The sequence below is a fragment of the Leptospira chreensis genome, from assembly GCF_016919165.1.
GTDB classification, from domain to species: Bacteria; Spirochaetota; Leptospiria; order Leptospirales; family Leptospiraceae; genus Leptospira_A; species Leptospira_A chreensis.
On sequence record NZ_JAFFPS010000003.1, the window covers coordinates 25,592 to 48,474 of the forward strand.

The window sequence follows — 22,883 nt, forward strand, 5'->3', positions numbered from 1 at the left end:
TTACCCTTTCCAAAATTGCAAATCATCGATATCATCAATATCACACAACTCATCAAGTAGAGTTAGGGTTTTGTTGTTTTTTTGAATGGAGTCAACTGTCAGAGACAAAACATCCTTCGTACTCCACGGAATGGATCGAAAGACAAAAGAGGAAAACTCTTTCATTCCCAGTAGATAATATCCACCGTCGCGAGCAGGCCCTAATACAAAATCAGAATAATCTAAAGCATCAAACGCTTTTAACAAAATCTCTTGGGTTAAAAATGGACAATCGGTTCCAATGATAACGACTTTGTCTGCACCCAATTGGAATTCCTTTTGAAAAGCAACTTCCATTTTTAGTCCAAGGTCTCCATTACTTTGAATTTTATTTGGATACCCAAATGCAAAATCTTCGGGTTCATCCTTTGTTAGGTGATCCCAATAAACAAATTTCTCTACATCAAGAGTTGAAGTCACTGACCTTGTGATCGTTAGTAACTCGTAATAGATTTTTAAGGTTTCTTCTTTTCCGATGCTCACTGACAATCGGGTTTTGACTTTTCCTAATTTAGGTTGTCTTGCGAAGATAATTAATCTGTTTGTTTCCATAATATCCTAAAACCAAAATTGAAACCACCCAATGGATGTAGACAAAACCATTATAAACATACATTCCATAGGATAAAAAGGCTAAAAAAGATACAGAGGCAACGAATGTTTCGATTTTTTCTTTTCCGATCGTAAAGAGAACCCAAAGAATCCAATACCAAGGATGGATGACGGGAGAAAATAAAAGAAACAAAGTATATAGGATAAAAAACTGATCAGGAAAGCCAAACCCAGTTAGGAAATTCTTTTTCAAACAGAAAATATAAATGCTACCGAGTGCCAGAAAAGATAAAATTCCAGAAAGATATTCCCCCTGGAATGGATATAAAAGAAAATAGAAAAAAGGTTCAAGGATCCCTGCAAACCGAAAGGAATGAAAAAAAAGTCCTATCCCCGCACTTCCCTGTGACACTAAATCAGAAAACACAGTCACCTTCCACAAAACCAAAGAAAGAATGCTGACGAAAAATAGGATCATCCATGTGAAACGATCGCGCCGGAATCCCAAAATAAAAAGGAAGGCGTTGAACTTTAATTGAGTCAAAAGAAAAAAAGAAAAAATCCGCAAACCATTCGACTGAGATAAAAAGAAAAGCAAGGCTCCCGTTACCAAAAGAAGTTCCGGATGCATTTGCGAAATCCCTTCTAAAATCACAATGGGATTTCCAAAATAAATCCAATAAGATGCATTGGAACTTTTTGGATATAGTTTTCGAATGAGAAATAAATTCAAAATATCTAATACAAAAAATAAAGCCTGAATTCCAAAAAAAACAGAACCAAAAAAAGTTCCGAGAATAGTTCCAAGTGAAAAAAACCATTGTAGCAAAAGAGGATAAACGGAATAATAATTGGGACTATTCATCTTGGATAGGTAGGATTCCAACCCTAAATGAGAAAGCCCACTCAGTTTAGCAAATCCTTCAGGGGTGTAATGATAGGGAGAGATTCCTTGCAAACAGATCTTCGCATCAAAAAGATAACGATAGATATCATCACTCCATAAAGCAGGAGAGCCAACCACAACCAAACGTAATAGAATTCCATAAAGAAAGAGGAGATAAAACCGATTTTCAAATAAGGAAGTTAGATCGAATAAAAAATAAAAGTATAAGGGGAGAATGATGGATACAACAAGAATTACACTCAAATTGTTCCTATCGCCAAAATGGGCAGAAACAAATAATAGAGCGGGGTAAACAATCGCTAATAGAAGTTTTGTTAGGTTAGGAATGAACACGGAAAACTAACAACCGAAAGAAAGTATATAAAATTTTGATACCAACACGTATAGACATAGAAAGGGTTCCGGATATTTTAGAAACACCGGCAAAACGTTTGCGGTAGTTTACAGAAATTTCCCTGATATCCATTTTTAACTGCAAAGCTTTTACATGCATTTCAATATTCCACCCCCAAGTAGGATCCTCCATCTTTAGTCGATGGAGAGAGGAATAACGAATGATCCTTAGTGGTCCCATATCAGTAAACTTACGCCAAAAGAAAAAAAGAATCAAAAAACAAGTAAGGGCGTTCCCAAAAATTTGGATGGGGGAAAGGGCTCCCTCTTCCACAATTCCAAGGGTACGAGATCCAAGTATCATGTCAGCTCCCGTCTCCTCAATCACTCGGACCAGTTTTTGAATGTCTGCCGGATCATCAGAACCATCGGCATCACAAAATAAAATGTATTTCGGATTTCGTTGAGACGTTTCGATCCAACGGATAGCCACCAAACAGGCGTTCCCATATCCTATCTCTGGACAATCCAAAGACAAAATTCCCATTTTTTTGACAATCTCCGGAGTTTTGTCTTTAGATGCATTGTTCACGACAATAAAATCAGACTGGGAAAGGCCCGATCCCGAAAGAAGACCAGTTAACGCACGTTCAATGCCACCTTCTTCATCTCGAGCCGGAATGATACAAATGACTTTACTCACCTTTCCTAAGTGCATTCCTTTGGAATAGATCTTCCAGCGCAGTGTCCTTTCTGAATTTTGTTTTTAATTGATACGAGGACTCAATGATTATGGAACTATGTGGATATAAATCTTTCATTTTTTCCACCTGCTCTTTGTAAGGAGAAGAAACATATCCCGAAGATAAAATCATATAATCTGAGGTCTTATTTTTTAACCGAACATGAACCGCCTGGAATACATAAGAGACAACCGGCGAATCAGATTCTTTTAGTTTCCAAACAAAAGATTTTTGAAAAGGAATCCTTTCGTCACTGACTTTTTTTGCCACGGGAGACCAGGCCCATTCTTGGCCAATTTTCTTTTCTGCATGAAAAACCTGATTTCCTTTGGAGTCGAGTCCCACCAGATCCAATCGATAGAAACGTTCAGGATCCCCCGTTGTGACATGGTGGCTGGCATTCGCATTCGTCAGTGTAATTTCGATAGAACCGTTTTGAACTTTGATATTAGAAAGAACAATCCCTGGTTTATAACCCAATCGGATTTGGTCATGATACAAATCGAAGGTTTTAGGTACACCGCCTCCAATAAATCCATGTTTATGAGATGTCCGAACCGGTTTGTTTAAAGAAGATTTCACAAAAGACCGACGAACTTCCGGTTGGTGGCAAGAAGAACAAGACTCTTTGGACTGAGTCGCATTTAATTCCGATCCAGTTTGGAAGGAACAAACCAGTGATTCATTCAAAGTGTAAGTTTCATTATGGCAATCATAACAACGATCGAATAATCGTTTACGATCAATTTTTACTGGGTGAGGAGGAGTGGTTCCTCCAACTGATCCAATCACATAACTTTCTTTAGATTCTGAATCCACACGAACATGGCAAGTGGCACAAGTGACTCCTTCTTGCTTCATATCTGGATTAAAATGAGGATTGGGAACTTCGACTGGTCGGAAGTAATTTCCGTTTTTCAAGCCCGTGATGATGGTTTCTCTTTGGTTTTGAACGGGGATATGGCAATTCAAACAAATCCATTTCGGAGAACTCGGTTTTGCTAACTCTGATTGGAACTGAATATCAGAAAGAGCATTCGCATGGGTGGAACGTTTCCATTCTTCATAAATTTCGGTATGACAGTTCCCACAATTTTTAGCAGTAGGTGCCCCGACCCCCTTCAAATCAGGTAGGTTTTCAATAGGTTTTGCCCAGATTTTACCAGGGAACACTTGTTCAATGGGGACTTCTCTTTGATTGATATAGAGATAAGTCCCGATGCCCAAAACGATGAGTGTAAAAAAGGATATATATATTTTTCTTTTCAATTTCCAGTTTCCAACGGAAGTTTCGGATCGTGAGACCATTCCCACATGGATCCAGCATAATTATAAGCATTATATCCGTAAGTTCGGAGAATTCCAACGACAAAAGCAGAACGAACCCCACCTGTGCAGTAAGCAACAATCGGTTTTTCTTTTTGGATTCCGATTTGTTTCAAATAAACTTCCACTTCTGCCTTTGATTTGATATTACCTTTCGCATCGAAAAGTTCTTGGTAGAAAAAAGATTTAGCACTGGGTATATGACCTCCCCTAGATTCACCATACGGTGTAGCACCAGAAAACTCTCTCGGTTCTCTTGTATCTAAGATTTGGTATTGTTTCGAAGGTAGTCCCTTTAAAATATCTTCCTTTAGAATCGCGGAAGAAGGATTGATTTGTTTGGGATCAATCGTAAAACCTGGGTCTTTGTTTCCTTTTTTGGAATCTGATTTCTTTTGGATTTGTTTTTCGTAAGCAGGATAGCCGCCGTCCACCCAATACGATTGTTTGAATCCCGCTTCACGCAAACTCCAAACAATACGACCCTCTTCTCCCCAACCAGAATTTCCGTCACCTAACACAAGTATATTGTCACTCTCTTGGATTCCCAAATCATTGATTTTTTTACGCACTAGTTTGACTTCGAGTAGATCTCCTTTCCTTGGGGCATCCGTGCGAGAAAGTTCTTCCCAGGAAATGGTTTTGGAACCGGGAACCTTGTTTTTCCATCGATTGCCAGAAGCACGAGTATCAAGAATTGTATATTTCGGGAGATGCAATGCCGACTCGGCCGATAGAAACCAAGGTCTCTCTTTCTGTATAGAATTTGCCGGATGACTAGGACCTGCACTGAGTTGGAGCCAAAAAGCCCATAACAAAGAAAGAGAAAATAAATAAATCCCATAACCACGCAGTACTTTCACGAAGATACCCTCCCAAATTCTTAAGTCTTTCTCTTTTAAGACGAATTTCCGTCAATAAAATAAACATTTCATCCAAGAAAGCGAATTTTTCTTGCTCGGAGAGACCTCTTTCGTATTTTGGAAGGAAATGGAGGGCAATATGAAAATTGGTTATTATCCGGACGTGGTCAATGAAAATGTCACAAGGATTGTCGCCTCGACTGTCGTATTCCTTGGCGTCTTTGCCATTTTATTTCCAAACCTTTTTGTGCTCGGTTTCCTTCTTCTTGGATTTACCTTACGACTCAGTTACGGACCAAAGTTCGAACCTTTTGCTTTTTTTACTTCTAGATACTTAGTACCATGGCTCGGGGTTTCCTTTGTTGCGACAGCAGGACCTCCAAAACGATTTGCTCAGTTGATTGGATTTATATTTAGCCTTGGAGCAATCGTATTTTTCTTGTTAGGTCATACACTCGCTTACCAAATCACTTTAGCTACGCTTGTTTTTTTTGCATCTCTCGAATCTTTTTTGGGTTGGTGTGCTGGTTGTTTTGCTTTTGGACTACTCATGAAACTAGGAGTGATCCCAAAAGAAATTTGCGAACGATGCAATAATCTTAATTTCAATAAATAGTTTGCATTACAAATTTGTTCCAGTGGGTTTTATTTTTACTATTTTCTTTGGTTACCATTCTTTTTCTTTGGATGGTAACCCTACCGAAACCATTTTTTAAAAAATACAAAACACCCCTCCTGATCCTAGGCCTTGGACTTCGACTTCTCTGTATTTTCCTTCCCCCTCTTTGGGAAGATGATTGGTCGAGATATTTATGGGAAGGGAATTTGATTCGAAACGGGGAATCACCCTACCAAGTCTCACCTTTCGATTCCTTTCAAAAATCTAATTTAAGTGAAACTGAAGTTGAGGTTTTATCGCAAATCAATCATCCGGATTGGACAACGATATACAGTCCCTTTGTTTTGTTGTTTTTTACCTTATTTTCCGCAGGTTTTTCAGGATTGTTTTTAAAATTCAGTTATTTAGTTTTTGAGAGTCTCAGTTTTTTTTACTTTTCACGAAAACAATTTCACAAATCGCATTTGCTCTACTGGATATTCCCTCTTCTTATCAAGGAAGTATATGTAAATTTTCATTTTGAAATTTTGATCCTATCCCTTTCTTGGGTTTTTCTCACTGCAATCCAAAACAAAAAACAAATCCTTGCTAGTTTCATTTTAGGACTGGTTGTACATATTAAAATATTTTCTCTTCTCTATTCTCTGTATCTGATAAAAACATTAGAATATGAAAACTGGAAAAAAGATTGGAGGCGCTGGACTTTTATAGGTTTATCTTTTTTCTTTGGGTTTTTTATTTTTTATTTTATCTACTATATATTGTTTCCGGACACAACAGACTTCGGAATCACCAATTTATTTAAGTTTGGTCTTGGTTTTAAGTTTAACCAGTTTTACGAACCTTTCTGGAATTTATTTGGAATGGTAGATCTCAAAACATTTCCTTTTTTAATTCTTTTCATTTTGCTAACTGTCTATCGATTCCTCTCCACTGAAAAAAAAGACCGGTTCCAAAAGTTCGAATCTATCTTTATAAAACTAGATTTGTACTTTTTATTTGGGTATCTTTTCCTTACCTTACTTCCTGTTTACAATCCCTGGTATTTTTTGGTTCTACTTCCCTTGATTGTAACTTCTAAATCGAATCGTACAATCCCCTGGATTTTGGTTTCCATCCCCCAATTGTCCTACCTAACCTCTGCTCGCTTAGGTCTAGATTTCACCTATTTCTATGAAATTCCGGATCCCGTCCTCCTCTTAGAGGCGATCAGTTCTCTAATCTGTCTTGCTTGGTATTTCAGGCAAATATTCATTTTACTTTACAAAATATCCAATATATCAAACATAGCCCCTAAGGGAAGTATTGGGTATGGAAACAGAAATTGAAAGTTTTTCGGCCACAACAGAAAACGAAAGAAATGTAGATGAAGTGCTAACGGTTGTCCTCGGAGAAACCTTGAAACGGCGAAGGCTGGAGCTTGGGTTATCTATGGAAAAACTATCACAGTTATCAACTGTTAGTCGTGGAATGCTCGGACTCATTGAGTCAGGGAAAACGACTCCAAGTATCGGAATTTTATGGAAATTGTCTAAGTCTCTCCGCATCCCCATTGGAGAAATGATTCCCGATCTTTTCGCTCAATCCCCCCGTTTTATCGGCTCCAATGAGGGGAAACGCTGGATTTCCCCAAAAAATACAGCAGAATCACGCGTTTTTTACCAAGAAGAAAGAGACAGGTTGAGCATTGTGGAATGGAAACTGGCAACAGGAAAGGTCACACAATTTAGCCATTTACCTGCGGCTTTCGATATCAAAATCTATCAAGTTTCTGGAAAATCCAGAATCAAATTAAAAACCAAAGAACTCATTCTCGGAGCAGCGGACAGCGCATTCTTTCCTATTGCAGAGTTAGAATTCATTGAAAATGAATCTGCAGAAGAATCCAAATTTCTTTGGATCGCTTCCAAAAAAGCACGGTAGGAAATTCTAGATACCTCCTATGAATCCCGTCACCAGAACAAAACTACGGCCAAATGAGTATGCATCCAGAGAATATATTGTGCGTTATATAGGAATTTATGTTCAATATATAAGATTTACAGTTTTTGAATTTCGCCCCTGTTTTGAGACTGTCCTTACCATGTTTCTTAGCTCTGGTGCAACCCCTACAGATGGGAAACAGGAATTTAATCTAAGGATTTACAAATGAAAACCAATCTACTTTACAAGTCGATTGCTCTTATTACCGCGGGGTTCATCGGAGCCTGCGGTGGAGCAAAAAATAATGACACACAGAACCTGCTTCTCGCAGCTCTTGCCCTTTCTTCAGGAATTAAGGTCAACACTGCAACTGAGTTAGCAAAGGAATCTAACGACGATTACAACCTGAATCAATTCGGTTTGATCACTCCATCAACTCTAGGAAAATGGGTGAACAACTGGGCAGGAACTAAACCTGCAGGTATCAATGGTAAATTAGTTATCTTACAAAACGGTGCCAGTGCAACCGCTGGAAAAGAATACATTGCCGGTAACGGAACGGACGTATTGGTCTATTCCTTTACCTTTGCTGATGGAGCAAGTGTTCTTGATGGTGGAGATGGGTTTAGCCAAAAACGAAATAGTGGGCTCAGCGATACGATTGCGATCATTGCAAACGGAACAAAAATTGATACCATCCTCAATCGATATGGAATTGATCCGAACAACGACTTAGTTGTATTTGTATCTTCTGCCAATGCTAATAGCCATGTGCAAGCGACCTTACGTGGATTCTATTCTTTCCGTTATTGGGGTTTTGACCACAAAAACCTTGCCTTCCTCAACGGAACACTTCCAAGACTTGCTGTGACTGACGGAAACTTTGTTCCATTCAGTTCGACAACAAACACTCCGCCAAGTTACACCAATCGTTACACGATCAAATCGGTACGAGTGGATAACACGATCCTAATGTTACCATTGGAAGATGTAATTACAGCAGTAAAAGCACCAAATAATGTTACCCTTGCCGGGCTTACATCTAGTGTTTTCATCTCTGATGCAAGATCTTCTTCGGGAACCAGTAACGAATATAATGGTGTGATCAAAAGTACTGCGACTGAAGTTGCTGGCAAATATGTCGGTTTTGAAGGTCGAATCAAAGGTGCAAAAGAAGTTCGTTGGACAGATTTACTAGATACAGAATTTAGATTCAAATCCAAAGCAGACTTAAAAGCATACTATGATGGAAAAGGTTACCAAGCAGGTCAAACTGCTATCCAACTTTGCCGAACCAATAACAGATCACAGGTGACTGGATTTTCCTACATTGCAATCCTTGGATACCCATCTACATACTATGATGGAAGTTGGATTGAATGGGGTAGTTTGACTGGAGGTGGACCTGCTGCAAAACTACCATCTGATTCTCCATTCCGTACAGACGTACCAGAATTATCAGAAGTTATCACTTACAATGTAGCTGGTGATGTTGATGTAACTTTACCTACGAACTTAAATACCTTCGCAACAACTACAAGAAAGATTGTTGAAGAAGACAAAGCTTACAAACGCTAAAACAAAAATTGAAAATAAAAGAGAGAGGAATGTTTCGACATTCCTCTCTTAACAAATAAATAAATCGATGAAACAGGGAAAGTAATATGAGGAACTTAATCAAATTTCTGATCATTAATATCATTTTGATCACAGGTGTTTTTGCATCTGGAGGAATCGGTGGTGGTGGGATTGCCAACATTCCGCAAGGTCAAGATAGAGAAAAATACCACTTAGGAAAAGCAGTCTTCAACCAAGACATAAGCCTAGAGAAACAAGCTAATGTAAAGTTATCTGACCAAGAAGAACGGTTGGAATACTTACAAGGAAGTTTACCAAATACCGAAAAAAGAAGGGTTAACCTTCCTGATTTTGCTGGGAAACTTACCGAAGAACAATTACAAGCTCTAGAATATTTTGTTCAAGTTAGATTCAACGTAAAACTTCCAGAAAAAAAGAAGGAGTAATCGATGAAATCTTTCTTTAATACTATAAAATTATTATTATTTTTTTCCGTTATTTTTGCTCCCAGTATCTATGCTCAACAGGCATGGGCGCCTTATGAAAGACAACTCTGGGTGAGACCAGTATTCATTAATTCCGAATACGATAGTGCCTTCCTTGCAGGACAAAAAGCAAAGTATGACGATAACGTTCGTTTAACAGTCGCAAACCTCGCGTTAGAATATGGAATTACAGACAGACTCACTGCCGATCTAACAATTGGATTTGGAAAGTTAGGTCGCCATAGAGTGTTCAACAGATACTTAGGTTTACAACAAACACCAGATGTCCCTGATAAATACGGTTTTATGGACACCAGGTTTGGACTCCGTTATAAATTAGTGGACGAGTTTGATTCTAAATACCGTTGGATGCCAACTATCTCTCTTCGTGTTGGGGGAATCAAACGTGGAGACTATGATCGCAATCCGCAATCCCTCGGTGATGGAGCTAGTGGTGGTGAAGTCAATCTCTACTTAGCAAAAGACTTTGGAATTTGGGGTCTTGGGACCTTGGGTGAATTTTCCTATCGAAAAAGGGAAAATCCTGTACCAGATGATATCCTCTACTACTCAGCGATTTATAAACGTTTCTTTGAGTCGATCTTTTTCACTGTTGGTATTCGCGGACAAGTAGGCCAAGGCGGTTATGCTTATGCCGATCCAAGACAACAACCACCTTTGAATATGCTTCGATACCCACAGCCATCGATTTATGGGGTCAATCCTTACGATGTTTACGTGCAGAATGAACGGCCTGCATGGGGAAGGAAAGAGAGTTTTCATAATGCTGAAGTTGGCTTAAGCTATCAAGATAGTTTCGGAAACTTTTATACACTGTTCTATTCGGAAACAATCGCAGGATATAACACCGCAAGGTTAAGAACCGTGGGATTTGCTGCAACGCTTCCATACAATCTTTGAGGTTATACCAATGAAACTAAAATACTTAATCACACTTAGTCTTATATTCATTCAGATGATAGGTTGTAAAGGCCTACCGGAGTATCTATTTCTACCTCAGAGTTTGAAAGTGGATTTTACTCCATTTTTATTTCGGGTTTACTCACCGGCAGAACTTTCAACCGTATCCAATTCTGATTTTAACTTAAACGAGAGTGGTATCATCACTGGAACCAAGTTGTCTCGTTATTTATCGAATTGGGCAACCAATCGTCCCACAGGAGTTACGGGAAATTTAATAGTTTTCCAAATTCAAACCAGTGGATCTAGCGGACGTTATGTGTTCTTTGATGGAAAAAACTCATTTGCTTATCCAATTGCAAATCTACCAGAAGTCCTTACTGATACAAGGGATGATGGAGTTTTGGCCATTGACGGCCTTGTTCCCAAGGGGAAAAAAATCTCTGACTTACTTGCGGCTTACGGAATTGATCCGGCAGTCGATTACGTTGTATTTGCCCAGGATAATCCCTCGCTTGCCAATCTTTCGTCAGTGACTTTCGCCTATTATTCCCTACTCTATTGGGGATTTCCAAAAGAAAGGTTAGCGGTTCTCAATGGTTCCATTTCTGATTTAACAACAGCAAACACTCTGTTTACAACTCCTTCCTATACTTACACCAATAGTAACCGATCAGGGAGTACAAAAACATTGTTTAGGGATCATACGGTTCTACAGTTAACCATTGGAGATTTAATCCATGCGATTAGAAATGGAAAGACTATTTTAGAAGAAGTAGATCCAATCCCGGCAGAAGGTTTTTATATCATTGATGGAAGACCTAACGCATCCTTTACGGGAACGACAAATTCGACTGCTTCGGGTTCAAAATACGGAAATTGTACAACTAAAACTAATTCAACATTTGTTACAAACACCTGTGTGACAACTTATGAAGGAAGGATTAAATCTGCTACTAACTTGGTTCCTACCGATTTGTATGATGGAACTACATTCCAGTTTAAGTCCTTTAACCAATTACAAACATATTTGAATACTACAGGATACCCTGGAGAGAAACAAATTTATGTTTATGGGGAAGATGCCACAAAAGGATCACTGGTTTGGTTTGTCCTACACCAAATTTTAGGAAAACCAACGCGGTTGTATGAAGGTGGATGGAGACAATATGGAGCTCTTGGACTTAGATCCCCCTCTTCCGGCTCTAGTCCCAGTGCCATCACACAACCTGCTTCCTATTGGAGAACGGATATCGCAACTTTATCCGAAGTTAATACTGCCAATGCAGATGCGAATGTTCCCAACTACCAACTGGATGTCTCTAGACAGTATGTTAAAAATGCTAACAAACTGAGAACAGAAGACAAAGCTTTCCTGAGAGGAACTGCTGCTGCTGGAGCTTCCAGCGGTGGTGGTGGCGCTCCTTCTGGTGGTGGAGGAAATGCTTGCGGAGGATAATCCCGAACTTAACTTGATACTTACACTATGTTAGTTTCAAGCAAACGACTTTCGAACATTATGATTTGGATTCTGATGTTCGGAAGTTGCAAGGAAACTTCCTTTTTTGAATCACATTGGGACCATCCCATCCCGGCCCAGGGGCAACCTCCTGAAACTTTTTCCTCTTTAGAAAAAAACTTAAACCCCAATGCTTGTAAAACATGTCACAATGACCAGTTCCAAAATTGGGAAAAAAGTTTTCATGCAAAAGCAATCAGCAAAGGTTTATTATGGCAAAAGGAAATTTTATCTTCTGAGGAGTATAATTCTTGTCTCCAGTGCCACTCACCCTTAGCGGAAACCAAATCAGAACTTTCCACTAGTTATCAAACAAAAGAAATTCTAAACTCAAAATCTCATAACTTCCCAGACGGGATATCGAATCCATCCATCATCTGTGCTTCTTGTCATATCCGAAACCAAATTCGATTTGGTCCACCAGGAAGAACCAATCAAATCCATGAAGTTTCGGCAAACAGACTACCACATAACGGATATGTTGCGAAGCAGGAATTTGAATCCTCTGAATTTTGTAAGTCTTGTCATGAAAGTAAGGAGATGGGAGTCCAACTGAATGGGAAACGACTGATGGAGGTATATTCCGAGTGGGAAAAAAGCCCCTTTGCGAAACAAGGTATCCAGTGCCAAAACTGCCATATGCCAGGCCGAGAACATTCCTGGAAGGGAATCCATGATAAAACCTTTGTCCAAAACTCACTTTTACCAACTTGGAGCATTACAGAGAACAAAGGAAAATACAGAATCCAAGCAGAACTTAAATCCATAGGCATTGGTCATAACTTCCCTACTTACGTAGTTCCAAAAATCTACTTACGTTTTTATGTTGTATTAAAAGAAAATCCAACTCCCATCCTGTTGGAAGAATCAGTCGTGGGAAGGATTGTGAATACAGATCTTACCGAAGAATATTTGGATACACGGATCCAGCCGCAGAAATCACATTTAGTTCGTTTTGATTTCGAACCAAAAGAAAATAAAATTCAGAAATTTCTTTGGGAGATTGAAGTGGATCCGGACGAACAGTACGTCCGGAGTTTTGAAGCACAACTAAAGAATCAAGGAAAACAACTTTCCAACCAATCTAGAAAGTTATTAGAAGAGTCCCTGTTGGAGAAAAAGAACTCTCGTTATATACTCTTTACTTTGAGTTCGCCAGTGCCTGTTTCACTTCCGCAATGATATCATCGATATGTTCCAATCCAACAGACACACGAATGAGACCTGGTAAAATTCCGACAGCCACTCTTTCCGCTTCCGTTAATTTAGAATGAGTGGTTGATGTAGGATGAGTTACAGTCGTCCTTGTGTCCCCTAAATTGGCCGTAAGAGAAAACCATTTTAAAGAATCTAAAAACTTTCGGGCTCTCTCCACTCCACCTTTAATCACAAAGGAAACAATACCACCGCCAGCTTTCATTTGTTTTTTGGCGATCGCATAACCTGGATCTTTCGGCAAAAACGGATACCGAACCAGTTCCACATCAGGTGATCCTTCAAAAAATTCAGCCAATTTAATTGCATTTTCTGAATGTCGATCCATACGAACAGCGAGGGTTTCCAAACTTTTCGAAATGACCCATGCATTCATAGGAGAAAGAGAAGGTCCGGTATTACGAGCCATATAACGAATCGGTTGGATGTATTCTTTTTTGCCCAAAATAATACCAGCAATCACTCGACCTTGCCCATCCAAATACTTAGTGGCAGAGTGAATGACAATATCAGCACCAAAGTCCGCAGGTTTTTGAATATAAGGAGAACAAAAACAATTGTCTACAATGAGAATGGCTTTTTTCTTTTTACAAAGTGCTGATACCCAAGCCAAATCCACAATATCTAAACCAGGATTCGAAGGTGTTTCTATATACACAATCTTGGTGTTTTCCTGAAATGCAGCTTCCCATAACTCTGGTTTGTTGATATCAACATAAGTAGTAGTGACCCCAAATCGAGGTAGGATATTAGCAAATATTTGATGAGTGGATCCAAAGATGGCACGAGCCGATACAATATGATCACCTGACTTGACAAGGCCAAACACAGAAGTAAACACAGCAGACATTCCTGAGGCAGTCGCAATTCCATCTTCTGTATGTTCCAAAGAACAGAGTTTATCGATGAGTTCAGTGGTATTGGGGTTGGAGAACCTTGTGTACTGGTTCCCAGTGACTTCTTCGGCAAAGAGTGCCCGAGCATGTTCCGCATCATCAAAAACAAAACTGGAAGTTAAAAATAGAGGGGTGGAATGTTCCTTTTCCCCGGTTCGTTTGGTTTGGATGCGGATGGCGTCAGTTTCGAAGTGTTCAAACATACTTCTACCAAGGTTGGTGATGAACCTTCGAATTCATCATTTTTTTTAGAAAATATCTGCTATAGAATCGAAATTAAACTAATATAGCAGAATTTTCAAGAAATTTCTGCGATTTTTCCGTCAATCATATGAACACGTCGTCCAGCAAGTCCCGCATAATCAGGGTCATGCGTAACAAAAAGGATAGTGGTGCCATCTACTTGGTTGATCCGTTTGAATATCTCCATCACCTTGTCGCCGTTAGTCGTATCTAAATTTCCTGTCGGTTCGTCGGCAAAGAGGAATTTGGGTTTTTGTATTAGTGCCCTTGCGATGGCTACCCTTTGTCCTTCCCCACCAGACATTTGACTTGGAAACTTATCCTTACAATGTAACACAGAAAAACTGTCCATCAAATGTAGGGCATACTCTTCCATATCCCTATGAGTGCCCGTTTTTCTTGCTGGCATGGTGATATTTTCAAGTCCCGTAAGCTCCGGCAATAGATAATGAAACTGAAAGACAAATCCAATTGATTTATTTCTTAAGTTATGGATCTCTGCACTTCCCATTCCGACGAGGGAACTTCCACCCAGTTTGACATCGCCACTCGTTGGATTGTCGAGTCCGCTAACAATGTATAGAAGTGTGGACTTACCGGATCCAGATTTTCCTGTTAAGGCAACAAAATCTCCGAGATCGATTTCTAAAGAAACATCTTTCAACACTTCTTGTGGTGGATCACCAAAGGACTTAAATATATGTTTGGCCTCAATCCCGGACATTTATGTTGCTCCTCGAATGATATCTACAGGAGAGAGGCGGCTTGCCATACGCGCTGGAATATAACTCGCGATAGAAGCACTAAAGACCGCAATAGAAAAACCTTTGAGATAAATCATCCAGTCCCAGGAAATCATCATGGTTTTCATTAGAGCTTTAGAGTTTTGTTTTGGATCCCCGATGGGAATTCCATCAATATAATAACAACCGATGATACCTACAAAAATTCCAATCACAGCCCCAAACGTTCCCAAAAACAATCCTTGAAATATAAATAGTTGGATTGTATCCTTTTCGTCGAAACCAATGGAACGAAGGATGGCGACTTCCTTTTTCTTTTGATTCACAACCATATTTAATATATTATAAATTCCAAAGGCAACAACTAGGATTATCGTAAAGGTAGTGGAGTTACGAACAATATCCTGTGTTCTAAAAACTTGTAAAATACTCGCATTCACTTCGTCCCAACTTTCCACCTTATCTTTGCTAAAGTATCGTAAGTCTGCGGCAATACTAGCTGCACCACGAATGTCTTTTATTTTCACAATAATTTGCGAAATCTCACCGCTGGATTTGGTAATACTCTGCACCGTGGATAAGGAAGAATAGGCTGTAACTTCATCCACAAGACGGTTTCCCGTATTTAAAATCCCAACCACTTTCACGGGAATCAAATCCGTTCCGGGAATGTATACGAAGATGGTGTCACCGATTTTTGCTCCCAATTTACCCATGACCCCTTCTCCCATGATGACAAGAGAGGTACCTCGAGACAAATCCGCCAATTTCCCTTCGATGATATAATCACTCAGATTGGTAACTTTGGGTTGGATTTGAGGATCAACACCCACAAACCTCGCAGGTGCCGTTGTCTTTCCATTTACAAAAATTACTTCTTTTGCGAGTTGCGGTGCAAAAGAAATCACCCGATGGTCATTGGATAACTTATCCATCCACCCAAGAACATTTGTTAATCGAGAATTATCAGTCCTTCCCGATGGAGGGGACAACCAACGAACTTCTTTTCCTTGAAAAAAAACATCATCGAAAGTTCGTTCTGTAACCAATTCGTCTTTCGGAGAAATTTTGATTTGTCCATCGGAGTTCACCAATTGATCAGTAATGACAGCTTGAAAACCTAACATAATTCCCGAAAAAATAATATAACCAGCAGTACCGAGTATGATCCCAATGAGTGTCAAAATGGATTGTTGGGGTCTAGAAAGGATTTGTCTAATGGCAAGAAACAACATACTAGTTTTTAACCAATACTTCGTCGCCTTCTTTCAAATCTCCTTGGAGGAGTTCCCCAAATTCCGAATTGATGGCTCCAATTCGAATTTCTAATTTTTCCCGTTTCCCATCCCGAAACCGAATGATTTTTCCTCTATCCACAGCAACTAACGGAACCAAGATGACATTGTCTTTTGAAGAAACTTCAATCGCGACATCCGTTGTCATATCAGGTAAAATTCCATGGGGAAGTTCATTGGCATCGATTCGCACTAAAAATTGCCCATTCGAAGGATAAATCCTTTCCACACTTCCTTTGTATACATTCCCCCTGATGGATTCAAAACTCAGTTGGGCGACTTGTCCAGGTTTAACACGTAAAGCAGATTCTTGGTCCAAAGATACGGAGATATATACTTCTTTTAAGTTTTGGATTTCTAAGAGGGGAAGACCAGGCATCGCCGTTTCATTTTTAGAAACATTGAGTTTGGTTAATGTTCCATTGAAAGGTGAACGAAAGGTTATCCCTGAATCATTCGTAAGAAGAGCTTGGCCTTTTGTGACCGATTGTCCCTCTTCCACAAATATCTCACGAATAGAGGCAGCAATTCCAAACTTCAAACTAAAACTTTCCACAGGTTTGACAGTCCCTAAAGCATAAACCGCTTCCACTAACGAACCTCTTACGATACTCAAGCGATCGGATTGATTACTACGAATGAAAAAGTAGGATGTAAGGATTAGAATGATTATAAAAATAGAACCAACGATATATTGTTTTTTACGATCCATGATAACCAGATCGTAACGAGTCAAAAGTATTTGGAAATTCTTTTTCTAGTGAAAACTAAAGGGACAATCCGAAAACAAACTCACCTTCTCTATCTTTGGCTGGTTTGTATTCCAAACACCTAACATCAACGAATTGGCCGTTTTGTAAGGTATCAAATCGGAAAGAATCGGCAAGGCGGCCTTTGAGGTAATTGTCGGTAACAAACCGACCGTCATTTTCTAAAATGGCCTCATAGGATTTACCGATTACAGTCTCTGCATATTTTGTATGGAGTTCGGAACTGAGGGACATCAAATCCAAAACTCTACGTTTTTTCTCATCCCCGGGGATGGGATCTCCAAAGGATTCGGCACTGGTTCCCTTACGGACAGAATAAGGAAATACATGGAGTTTGGCAAAACCGAGCTCACGCAATAATTGTTTTGTTTCCTGAAACTCAAGCTCCGTTTCGGAAGGAAATCCAACAATCACATCCGTTCCGAGAAATAGGTTGGGGAGTTTTTCTTTTGCCAGTTCGATCCTAGTACGAAACGCATCTGGATGGTAAGTCCGTTTCATATCCTTTAAAATTTTGCGACTTCCACTTTGGATGGGAACATGTAAAAATTTACAGAAACGGGGATGTTTCATGAGGTCCAGTAACCCAGATCCAACATCGGGTGGTTCAATCGAGGAGAGGCGAATCCGAGAGTATTCTAAAATTTTCAAAATCCCTTCAAGGAGATTGAGAAAACCTTTTTCCCCATTTTCTAACCTGTACCAACCAAGATTAACACCTGTTAGCTGGATCTCACCCACACCGTTGTCTTGTAAATACCTAACTTGGTCTAAAACATCATTATAATTTCTACTGACACCAAGGCCTCTAGCGGCAGGGATCTTACAATAGGAACATTTCCTATTACAACCATCTTGGATTTTTAAATAAGCACGAGTGTGGCCTTCTGGCAATACATCAGAATAAGAAAATCGATCCAGAACCTGGGTCGGATCCGATTCTTTTCCTTCCCAATCCGCAAGAATCTTATAAGGAAGAGAACTTTTTTCTGTGTTTCCAAATACACCAAAAACACCAGGAATGTTTTGTAAAATTTCTTTGTCTGTTTCCGCATAACAGCCGGTTACATAGACTTTCGCACCGGGATTGGTACGAATGGCATTACGAATGATATTTCTATTTTTTACGTCGGCTTTGTTGGTAACAGTACATGTATTGACAACAATGTATTCTGCCTTCTCTTCAGCTTCTGCTAGAGAAAAACCTTTGTCCTTCAGAACAGAGTACATACCATCGGTCTCAAAAAAATTCAACCGACAACCGAGTGTATGAAACTTAATCTTCACAAGTCGCTGAGTGCTGCGATCCGTTTAGAATTTTCTTTAATGGTAGTGCTTTCCCCATTCAAATCAGCAGCTTTCTGGATACATTCTTTAGCTTCTGTCAAATAGGTGTTTGCTTGGGATTTTTTGCCCAATTTTTTATTCGATTTGTATAAGGACTCTTGGACAAGAGCCAAGTTATTCCAAATTTCAGGAGAGTTTTGTTTTAAAGAAGAAGCCCAACGCAAACTTACATCCGCTTTGTCATAATTCTTTAGGTTATAATAAATTTTACCTTCCAACTCCAACATACGAAAGTCGCTAGGACTTCCTGCTTTCGCTTTTTCAATTTGAGACAGGGCCGTTTTAGAAGCTCCTTTTTCCGAAAGAGCCAATGCATAAAAATAGCGAACTTCTGGATTTTGTGGATACAAAGGAATGGTTTTTTCAGCCAACTCAATTGCAGGTTTCCATTTTTTATGACGAGTTAAAATGGCAAGGCTACCTTGCAAAAGATCCTCATCATCGGGTTTACGTTTTCTTGCTTCCGAAATATTCTTATAAGAATTTTCAAAATCATTCAACTTATCATAGTTATATGCGAGTAATGCATAAAATTCATAAGAAGACTTACCATCGGTCAAAAGACTTTTCACAAGTTCAATGGATTTGTTATAATTTTTGACTTTGTATTCGTCAACGGCCTGGAAATAAGCAGAACCAACTTGTTCTTTTTCTTGAGAATGAAGTGAAGTTACGAGTAGACAAGTAACAGCAGCAATATGGATAAAATGTTTCATAAAAGATCCGATGGAACGGTAATGGAGTTTAAATTGACCGAATCAATCCTGGAATGATAGGGTTCGATGGGGTCCAGGTATAGGAAAACGCTTCCCCCTTTAGAAAGCAAGTAATGTTCGATATGTTCTTCCGTGATGATTTCCGTGTCAGCCGTATATAAAATGGGGTTTTCGCCCGGGCCCAAATGGACATGAAATTCTTGGGCGGATAAGAAATCGGAAAGGTTTAGGTATCCTGACCCAAAATAAAGACCGGATTGGAAGTAGTATTTATAAAAAACTTTGACTTCGGGGAGGATGAGATTGGGGCGAATGTAACCGAGCTCGATTCGTTCGATGGTTCCCACTGTGCGGATTTTCCGAAGTTGGAACCAAACCTTACGAATGAAAAAATAGGAAAACAGAAAGACGAGGGGAATGAGGATAGCCATTACCGTTCGCCTTTCCGAAAGGCTCTCTACACGAGAGCCAAATCTTTTTCCTCGGCACTTGGAGAAGAGCCGTCATCTTTTTTCGGAATCTCTTTGAAGTCGGTCCAAGGAGTTTCTGTATACACAAGTTTTCCTTCCGCTAAATCCACGAGGATCTTAGTTGGGTTATCATAAACACCTTTCAAAGACTGCACCGCCATATAGTCTTCCAATTCTCTTTGGAACACACGTCGTAGTGGTCGTGCTCCATAGTTTTGGTCGTAACCAATGGTTGCAAAATGTTCTTTAGCTCCGTGTGTAAGTTCAACAATGACTTTCTTTTCCGTCAGACGTTTGTTAAAATCTTTCAACATGATATCCACAATACTCACGATCTCTTCTTTTTTGAGAGGAGCAAAGTAAACCACTTCATCCACACGGTTTAGGAATTCTGGATTGAAGTGTTTCTTCAATTGTTCCCTAGCTTGTTCTGCTTTATAAGTTTCCCTTTCTTCAGCAAAATCCTCAAAACCCAATCGTCCACCTTTCGAAATTTCTTTCGCAGCGATGTTCGAAGTCATGATGATGATGGTATCGCGGAAGTTTACTTTTCTTCCTTTGGTATCCGTCAAGTTTCCTTCTTCCATAATTTGGAGTAGGATATTGAAAAGATCATGGTGAGCCTTTTCGATTTCGTCGAGTAATACCAAACTATATGGTTTTCTTCTTACGAACTCTGTGAGTTGGCCACCATCATCATATCCGACATATCCTGGAGGAGCTCCGATGAGGCGAGATACCGCATGGGGTTCCATGTATTCCGACATATCGATACGAAGCATATTGTCTTCAGATCCAAACAGTTGTTCTGCGAGTGCTTTCGCGAGTTCTGTTTTTCCCACACCTGTTGGTCCAAGAAAGATAAACGATCCCGTAGGTCGCTTTTCGCTTTTGAGTCCGGTGCGAGAACGTCTGACGGCACGAGCCACTTTTTCGATGGCTTCGGTTTGGCCGACAATCCTTCCTTTGATGTCTTCTTCTAAATGGAGAAGTTTTGCATTTTCGGATTGTTCCATCTTTTTCAATGGAATTCCCGTCCAGAGGCTAACAACAGAAAGGATATCTTCTTCTTCAATCGAAACTGCATACCCTTCCATACGTTCTTGCCACTGTTTGGTTTTCTCTTCCAACTGGCCTTTTTTACGATTCACTTCATCGCGAACCGCAGCCGCTTTTTCATACTCTTGGCTACGAACTAAGTCTTCTTTTTTAACAGAAAGACCTTTGATCTCTTCTTCAATTTCCTTGATTTCATTCGGACGTTGGCAGTTCGCAAGACGAGCTTTGGCTCCTGCTTCATCAATGATATCAATGGCTTTGTCTGGTAAAAAACGATCATTGATATAACGATGAGATAATTTCACCGCTTGTTCGATCGCTTTTTCCGAATAACGAACCTTATGGTGTGCTTCGTATGCTTTTTTCAAACCATCTAAGATTAGAATCGCATCATCCACAGAAGGTTCCAAAACCTTCACCATTTGGAATCTTCTTTCCAAAGCCGAATCTTTTTCGATGTATTTACGATATTCGTTATTGGTAGTCGCACCAATACATTGCAGCTCTCCACGAGCAAGGGCTGGTTTTAAGATGTTTGCTGCATCCACCGCCCCTTCCGCCGCACCAGCTCCAATCAGAGTGTGCAACTCATCAATGAAGATGATGATGTTTTGAGAAGTAACGATTTCTTTCATGATTTTTTTCAATCGTTCTTCAAACTCACCACGGTATTTGGTACCAGCGATTAGGCTTGCTAAATCCAGAGATAACACTCGTTTGTCGAAAAGTAGATCAGGAACCAACTTTTCGATCACAGCTTGCGCAAGGCCTTCTACAATCGCTGTTTTTCCCACACCTGATTCTCCCACGAGAACAGGGTTGTTTTTTGTTTTACGAGAAAGGATTTGGATCACACGTTCGATTTCTTTGGAACGGCCAATGACCGGATCCAACTTTTTCTCACGAGCGAGTTGTGTTAAATCCCGTGCAAACTCATCTAAAATAGGAGTTTTACTCTTTTCTTGTCTCGGAGCTGCTTGCTGTTGGGTTTGGCTTTGGGGACCCGATTGTGTTCCCGTAGTTCCACCCACAGCTCCCGAAGGAGGAGCCCCAAGAAGGCGCAAAATCTCTGACTTAATGACGTTATAATTTACGCTGAAAGATGATAACGATCCGCCGGCGATATTATTGTTATCGCGAAGTAGTGCCAAAAGAATGTGTTCGGTTCCTACATAGTTATGTTTGAGGCGTTTTGCTTCCTCTTTAGAAACTTCGATCATTTTTTGGTATTTATCTTGTCCTTGGCTTACATCAAGTAACAAGGCACCAGAACCCTCACGAGTTCTCTTTTCGACTTCTTTACGGAGTTCGTTTAAATTGATATTTAGATTCGTAAGAATCTTAATCGCGACAGAGTCCTCCTCCCGGAGAAGCCCAAGTAGAATGTGTTCTGGACCGATAAAATCGGAACCTAAACGTTTAGCCTCATCTTGGGCGATTTCGTTGATGACTCTTTTTGCTCTTTTTGTGAATTCCAACATGCCGCACCCTGCCTTTGTTAATTAGACGAACGTCCTTGTTCCCATCATGACCGTACCGGTTTAATAGGAGCCTAGTAAACTAAGAATTTTGTAAAACTGACGTTTTTGAACTAGTATACTGTTCTTCCACGAGATTTTTACGACAAGAACTCGGTCTTTTCCGATGTTCCTAAATCTATGATCGGTGGAAGGAGCAAATTCTATACCAAATTTGACAAGAGTTTGTAAAATTGAAAAAAACTCGAGAAAGATCCCTGGGGGGAGTCCAAGCAGGATCGAATCTCGCCTTCCCCGACCCAAATTGGTAGGACAGGAGGAAATAAAGCCGAGCCCAGGCAAGGTAGCCCAGTGGTTCTTTTGGAAGAAAAACCGAAAGAGTGTCAATTTCTCCTTCGGAATTTGCCGCGCATCCAAAGGATCCCGCCCCCATCCGGCAGAAATGCTTTCCCACCGAATATGGTCTTCGGAGCCTAAATAAAAACCGGACTTACGTTCTCCGTGTTCTATAGAATCCAAATCTTTTTCAGATTCTTTTGGGTAAATGGATCCATCCATACGATTTTCCACTAACAGCTGTTTTGACTTCTCCATCAATGGATCATAAAAAGGAAACAAACTCGATTTTAGATTTCTTGTGATCCGGGTTCGCAGTGACAAAAGAGTCAGTGTCTCTGAATTTTCTTTCACAAAACTTTCTAAAGTTTGGATTAGGTTTTCTGGGATTTTTGTTTTCTGGTTTGGTTTGGGAAAATCAAAAATTTGAGCGCAGTGGGTACAACCAAACTTGCCGCTTTTACGAAACTGAATTTCTTTGGTTCCGCAAAAACGACAAAAAATCAT

Annotated in this window: 22 protein-coding genes; 8 read left to right on the forward strand and 14 right to left on the reverse strand. The window is 39.8% G+C overall.

Going from position 1 to position 22,883, the window contains the following annotated elements:
- The 5 genes from JWG41_RS00165 to JWG41_RS00185 all read right to left on the reverse strand — a co-directional run bounded on the left by JWG41_RS00165 (position 1) and on the right by JWG41_RS00185 (position 4,763).
- Positions 1-591 carry a TIGR04282 family arsenosugar biosynthesis glycosyltransferase gene (locus JWG41_RS00165; protein WP_205267952.1) on the reverse strand — a complete coding sequence of 197 codons (591 nt, stop codon included), beginning with the start codon at positions 589-591 and terminating at the stop codon, positions 1-3.
- On the reverse strand, positions 551-1,741 hold the full coding sequence (locus JWG41_RS00170) for an MptA/MptB family glycosyltransferase (protein ID WP_232373584.1): 1,191 nt from the start codon (positions 1,739-1,741) through the stop codon (positions 551-553). The genes JWG41_RS00165 and JWG41_RS00170 overlap by 41 nt, the downstream gene beginning before the upstream one ends.
- Positions 1,742-1,817: 76 nt before the next feature.
- A complete protein-coding gene (locus JWG41_RS00175) occupies positions 1,818-2,534 on the reverse strand; it encodes a glycosyltransferase family 2 protein (RefSeq protein WP_205267954.1) in 717 nt (238 codons plus the stop codon).
- On the reverse strand, positions 2,527-3,882 hold the full coding sequence (locus JWG41_RS00180) for a multiheme c-type cytochrome (protein WP_205267955.1): 1,356 nt from the start codon (positions 3,880-3,882) through the stop codon (positions 2,527-2,529). The genes JWG41_RS00175 and JWG41_RS00180 overlap by 8 nt, the downstream gene beginning before the upstream one ends.
- Entirely contained in the window at positions 3,840-4,763 is a 924-nt protein-coding gene (locus tag JWG41_RS00185) for a sulfurtransferase (protein ID WP_205267956.1), read from the reverse strand. Before JWG41_RS00185 ends, JWG41_RS00180 begins: the two co-directional genes overlap by 43 nt.
- A gap of 139 nt (positions 4,764-4,902) precedes the next feature.
- Here JWG41_RS00185 and JWG41_RS00190 point away from each other — a divergent pair, with 139 nt between their 5' ends.
- From JWG41_RS00190 to JWG41_RS00225, 8 genes are all read left to right on the forward strand, one after another.
- A complete protein-coding gene (locus JWG41_RS00190; RefSeq protein ID WP_205267957.1) occupies positions 4,903-5,379 on the forward strand; it encodes a DUF4395 domain-containing protein in 477 nt (158 codons plus the stop codon).
- A 14-nt stretch (positions 5,380-5,393) separates the two neighbouring features.
- Entirely contained in the window at positions 5,394-6,710 is a 1,317-nt protein-coding gene (locus JWG41_RS00195) for a hypothetical protein (RefSeq protein ID WP_205267958.1), read from the forward strand.
- Positions 6,694-7,305 carry a helix-turn-helix domain-containing protein gene (locus JWG41_RS00200; protein WP_205267959.1) on the forward strand — a complete coding sequence of 204 codons (612 nt, stop codon included), beginning with the start codon at positions 6,694-6,696 and terminating at the stop codon, positions 7,303-7,305. The genes JWG41_RS00195 and JWG41_RS00200 overlap by 17 nt, the downstream gene beginning before the upstream one ends.
- A gap of 225 nt (positions 7,306-7,530) precedes the next feature.
- On the forward strand, positions 7,531-8,883 hold the full coding sequence (locus JWG41_RS00205) for a rhodanese (protein ID WP_205267960.1): 1,353 nt from the start codon (positions 7,531-7,533) through the stop codon (positions 8,881-8,883).
- 86 nt (positions 8,884-8,969) lie between these two features.
- The gene (locus JWG41_RS00210) at positions 8,970-9,329 is read left to right on the forward strand and encodes a hypothetical protein (protein WP_205267961.1); all 360 of its coding nucleotides are present in this window, start codon (positions 8,970-8,972) and stop codon (positions 9,327-9,329) included.
- Positions 9,330-9,332: 3 nt separating this feature from the next.
- Positions 9,333-10,289, forward strand: coding sequence for a hypothetical protein (locus JWG41_RS00215; RefSeq protein WP_205267962.1), 957 nt, complete (start codon positions 9,333-9,335; stop codon positions 10,287-10,289).
- A 10-nt stretch (positions 10,290-10,299) separates the two neighbouring features.
- On the forward strand, positions 10,300-11,748 hold the full coding sequence (locus JWG41_RS00220) for a rhodanese-like domain-containing protein (protein ID WP_205267963.1): 1,449 nt from the start codon (positions 10,300-10,302) through the stop codon (positions 11,746-11,748).
- Positions 11,749-11,775: 27 nt separating this feature from the next.
- Complete coding sequence (locus JWG41_RS00225) at positions 11,776-12,990, forward strand: multiheme c-type cytochrome (protein ID WP_232373586.1); 1,215 nt, start codon at positions 11,776-11,778, stop codon at positions 12,988-12,990.
- Here the strand turns inward: JWG41_RS00225 and JWG41_RS00230 are convergent.
- The 9 genes from JWG41_RS00230 to JWG41_RS00270 all read right to left on the reverse strand — a co-directional run bounded on the left by JWG41_RS00230 (position 12,950) and on the right by JWG41_RS00270 (position 22,883).
- Positions 12,950-14,122 (reverse strand): trans-sulfuration enzyme family protein, encoded by a 1,173-nt coding sequence (locus tag JWG41_RS00230; RefSeq protein WP_205267964.1) that lies wholly within the window; start codon positions 14,120-14,122, stop codon positions 12,950-12,952. The two genes, JWG41_RS00225 and JWG41_RS00230, sit on opposite strands and share 41 nt — an antisense overlap.
- Positions 14,123-14,217: 95 nt before the next feature.
- Complete coding sequence (locus JWG41_RS00235) at positions 14,218-14,886, reverse strand: ABC transporter ATP-binding protein (protein WP_205267965.1); 669 nt, start codon at positions 14,884-14,886, stop codon at positions 14,218-14,220.
- On the reverse strand, positions 14,887-16,140 hold the full coding sequence (locus JWG41_RS00240) for an ABC transporter permease (protein WP_205267966.1): 1,254 nt from the start codon (positions 16,138-16,140) through the stop codon (positions 14,887-14,889). It abuts the gene before it with no gap.
- A gap of 1 nt (position 16,141) precedes the next feature.
- Positions 16,142-16,912 (reverse strand): efflux RND transporter periplasmic adaptor subunit, encoded by a 771-nt coding sequence (locus JWG41_RS00245; RefSeq protein ID WP_205267967.1) that lies wholly within the window; start codon positions 16,910-16,912, stop codon positions 16,142-16,144.
- Between the two features lie 55 nt (positions 16,913-16,967).
- Positions 16,968-18,257: a tRNA (N(6)-L-threonylcarbamoyladenosine(37)-C(2))-methylthiotransferase MtaB gene (gene mtaB, locus JWG41_RS00250; protein ID WP_205267968.1), complete on the reverse strand. Its 1,290-nt coding sequence runs from the start codon at positions 18,255-18,257 to the stop codon at positions 16,968-16,970.
- Positions 18,254-19,033 carry a tetratricopeptide repeat protein gene (locus JWG41_RS00255; RefSeq protein ID WP_205267969.1) on the reverse strand — a complete coding sequence of 260 codons (780 nt, stop codon included), beginning with the start codon at positions 19,031-19,033 and terminating at the stop codon, positions 18,254-18,256. The genes mtaB and JWG41_RS00255 overlap by 4 nt, the downstream gene beginning before the upstream one ends.
- Positions 19,030-19,464, reverse strand: a complete 435-nt coding sequence (locus JWG41_RS00260) for a hypothetical protein (RefSeq protein WP_205267970.1) — start codon at positions 19,462-19,464, stop codon at positions 19,030-19,032. Before JWG41_RS00260 ends, JWG41_RS00255 begins: the two co-directional genes overlap by 4 nt.
- Before the next feature lie 26 nt (positions 19,465-19,490).
- On the reverse strand, positions 19,491-22,043 hold the full coding sequence (locus JWG41_RS00265) for an ATP-dependent Clp protease ATP-binding subunit (RefSeq protein ID WP_205267971.1): 2,553 nt from the start codon (positions 22,041-22,043) through the stop codon (positions 19,491-19,493).
- Positions 22,044-22,103: 60 nt separating this feature from the next.
- Entirely contained in the window at positions 22,104-22,883 is a 780-nt protein-coding gene (locus JWG41_RS00270) for an ATP--guanido phosphotransferase (protein WP_205267972.1), read from the reverse strand.

Bases quoted from the DNA above. Each gene is read 5' to 3' on its own strand.
- JWG41_RS00215 (WP_205267962.1), top strand. From the start codon at position 9,333: ATGAAATCTTTCTTTAATACTATAAAATTATTATTATTTTTTTCCGTT.
- JWG41_RS00165 (WP_205267952.1), bottom strand. From the start codon at position 591: ATGGAAACAAACAGATTAATTATCTTCGCAAGACAACCTAAATTAGGA.
- JWG41_RS00200 (WP_205267959.1), top strand. From the start codon at position 6,694: ATGGAAACAGAAATTGAAAGTTTTTCGGCCACAACAGAAAACGAAAGA.
- JWG41_RS00240 (WP_205267966.1), bottom strand. From the start codon at position 16,140: ATGTTGTTTCTTGCCATTAGACAAATCCTTTCTAGACCCCAACAATCC.
- JWG41_RS00265 (WP_205267971.1), bottom strand. From the start codon at position 22,043: ATGTTGGAATTCACAAAAAGAGCAAAAAGAGTCATCAACGAAATCGCC.
- JWG41_RS00220 (WP_205267963.1), top strand. From the start codon at position 10,300: ATGAAACTAAAATACTTAATCACACTTAGTCTTATATTCATTCAGATG.
- JWG41_RS00190 (WP_205267957.1), top strand. From the start codon at position 4,903: ATGAAAATTGGTTATTATCCGGACGTGGTCAATGAAAATGTCACAAGG.
- JWG41_RS00235 (WP_205267965.1), bottom strand. From the start codon at position 14,886: ATGTCCGGGATTGAGGCCAAACATATATTTAAGTCCTTTGGTGATCCA.
- JWG41_RS00225 (WP_232373586.1), top strand. From the start codon at position 11,776: ATGTTAGTTTCAAGCAAACGACTTTCGAACATTATGATTTGGATTCTG.
- JWG41_RS00255 (WP_205267969.1), bottom strand. From the start codon at position 19,033: ATGAAACATTTTATCCATATTGCTGCTGTTACTTGTCTACTCGTAACT.
- JWG41_RS00205 (WP_205267960.1), top strand. From the start codon at position 7,531: ATGAAAACCAATCTACTTTACAAGTCGATTGCTCTTATTACCGCGGGG.
- JWG41_RS00210 (WP_205267961.1), top strand. From the start codon at position 8,970: ATGAGGAACTTAATCAAATTTCTGATCATTAATATCATTTTGATCACA.
- JWG41_RS00230 (WP_205267964.1), bottom strand. From the start codon at position 14,122: ATGTTTGAACACTTCGAAACTGACGCCATCCGCATCCAAACCAAACGA.
- JWG41_RS00180 (WP_205267955.1), bottom strand. From the start codon at position 3,882: ATGGTCTCACGATCCGAAACTTCCGTTGGAAACTGGAAATTGAAAAGA.
- JWG41_RS00245 (WP_205267967.1), bottom strand. From the start codon at position 16,912: ATGGATCGTAAAAAACAATATATCGTTGGTTCTATTTTTATAATCATT.
- JWG41_RS00260 (WP_205267970.1), bottom strand. From the start codon at position 19,464: ATGGCTATCCTCATTCCCCTCGTCTTTCTGTTTTCCTATTTTTTCATT.
- JWG41_RS00270 (WP_205267972.1), bottom strand. From the start codon at position 22,883: ATGATTTTTTGTCGTTTTTGCGGAACCAAAGAAATTCAGTTTCGTAAA.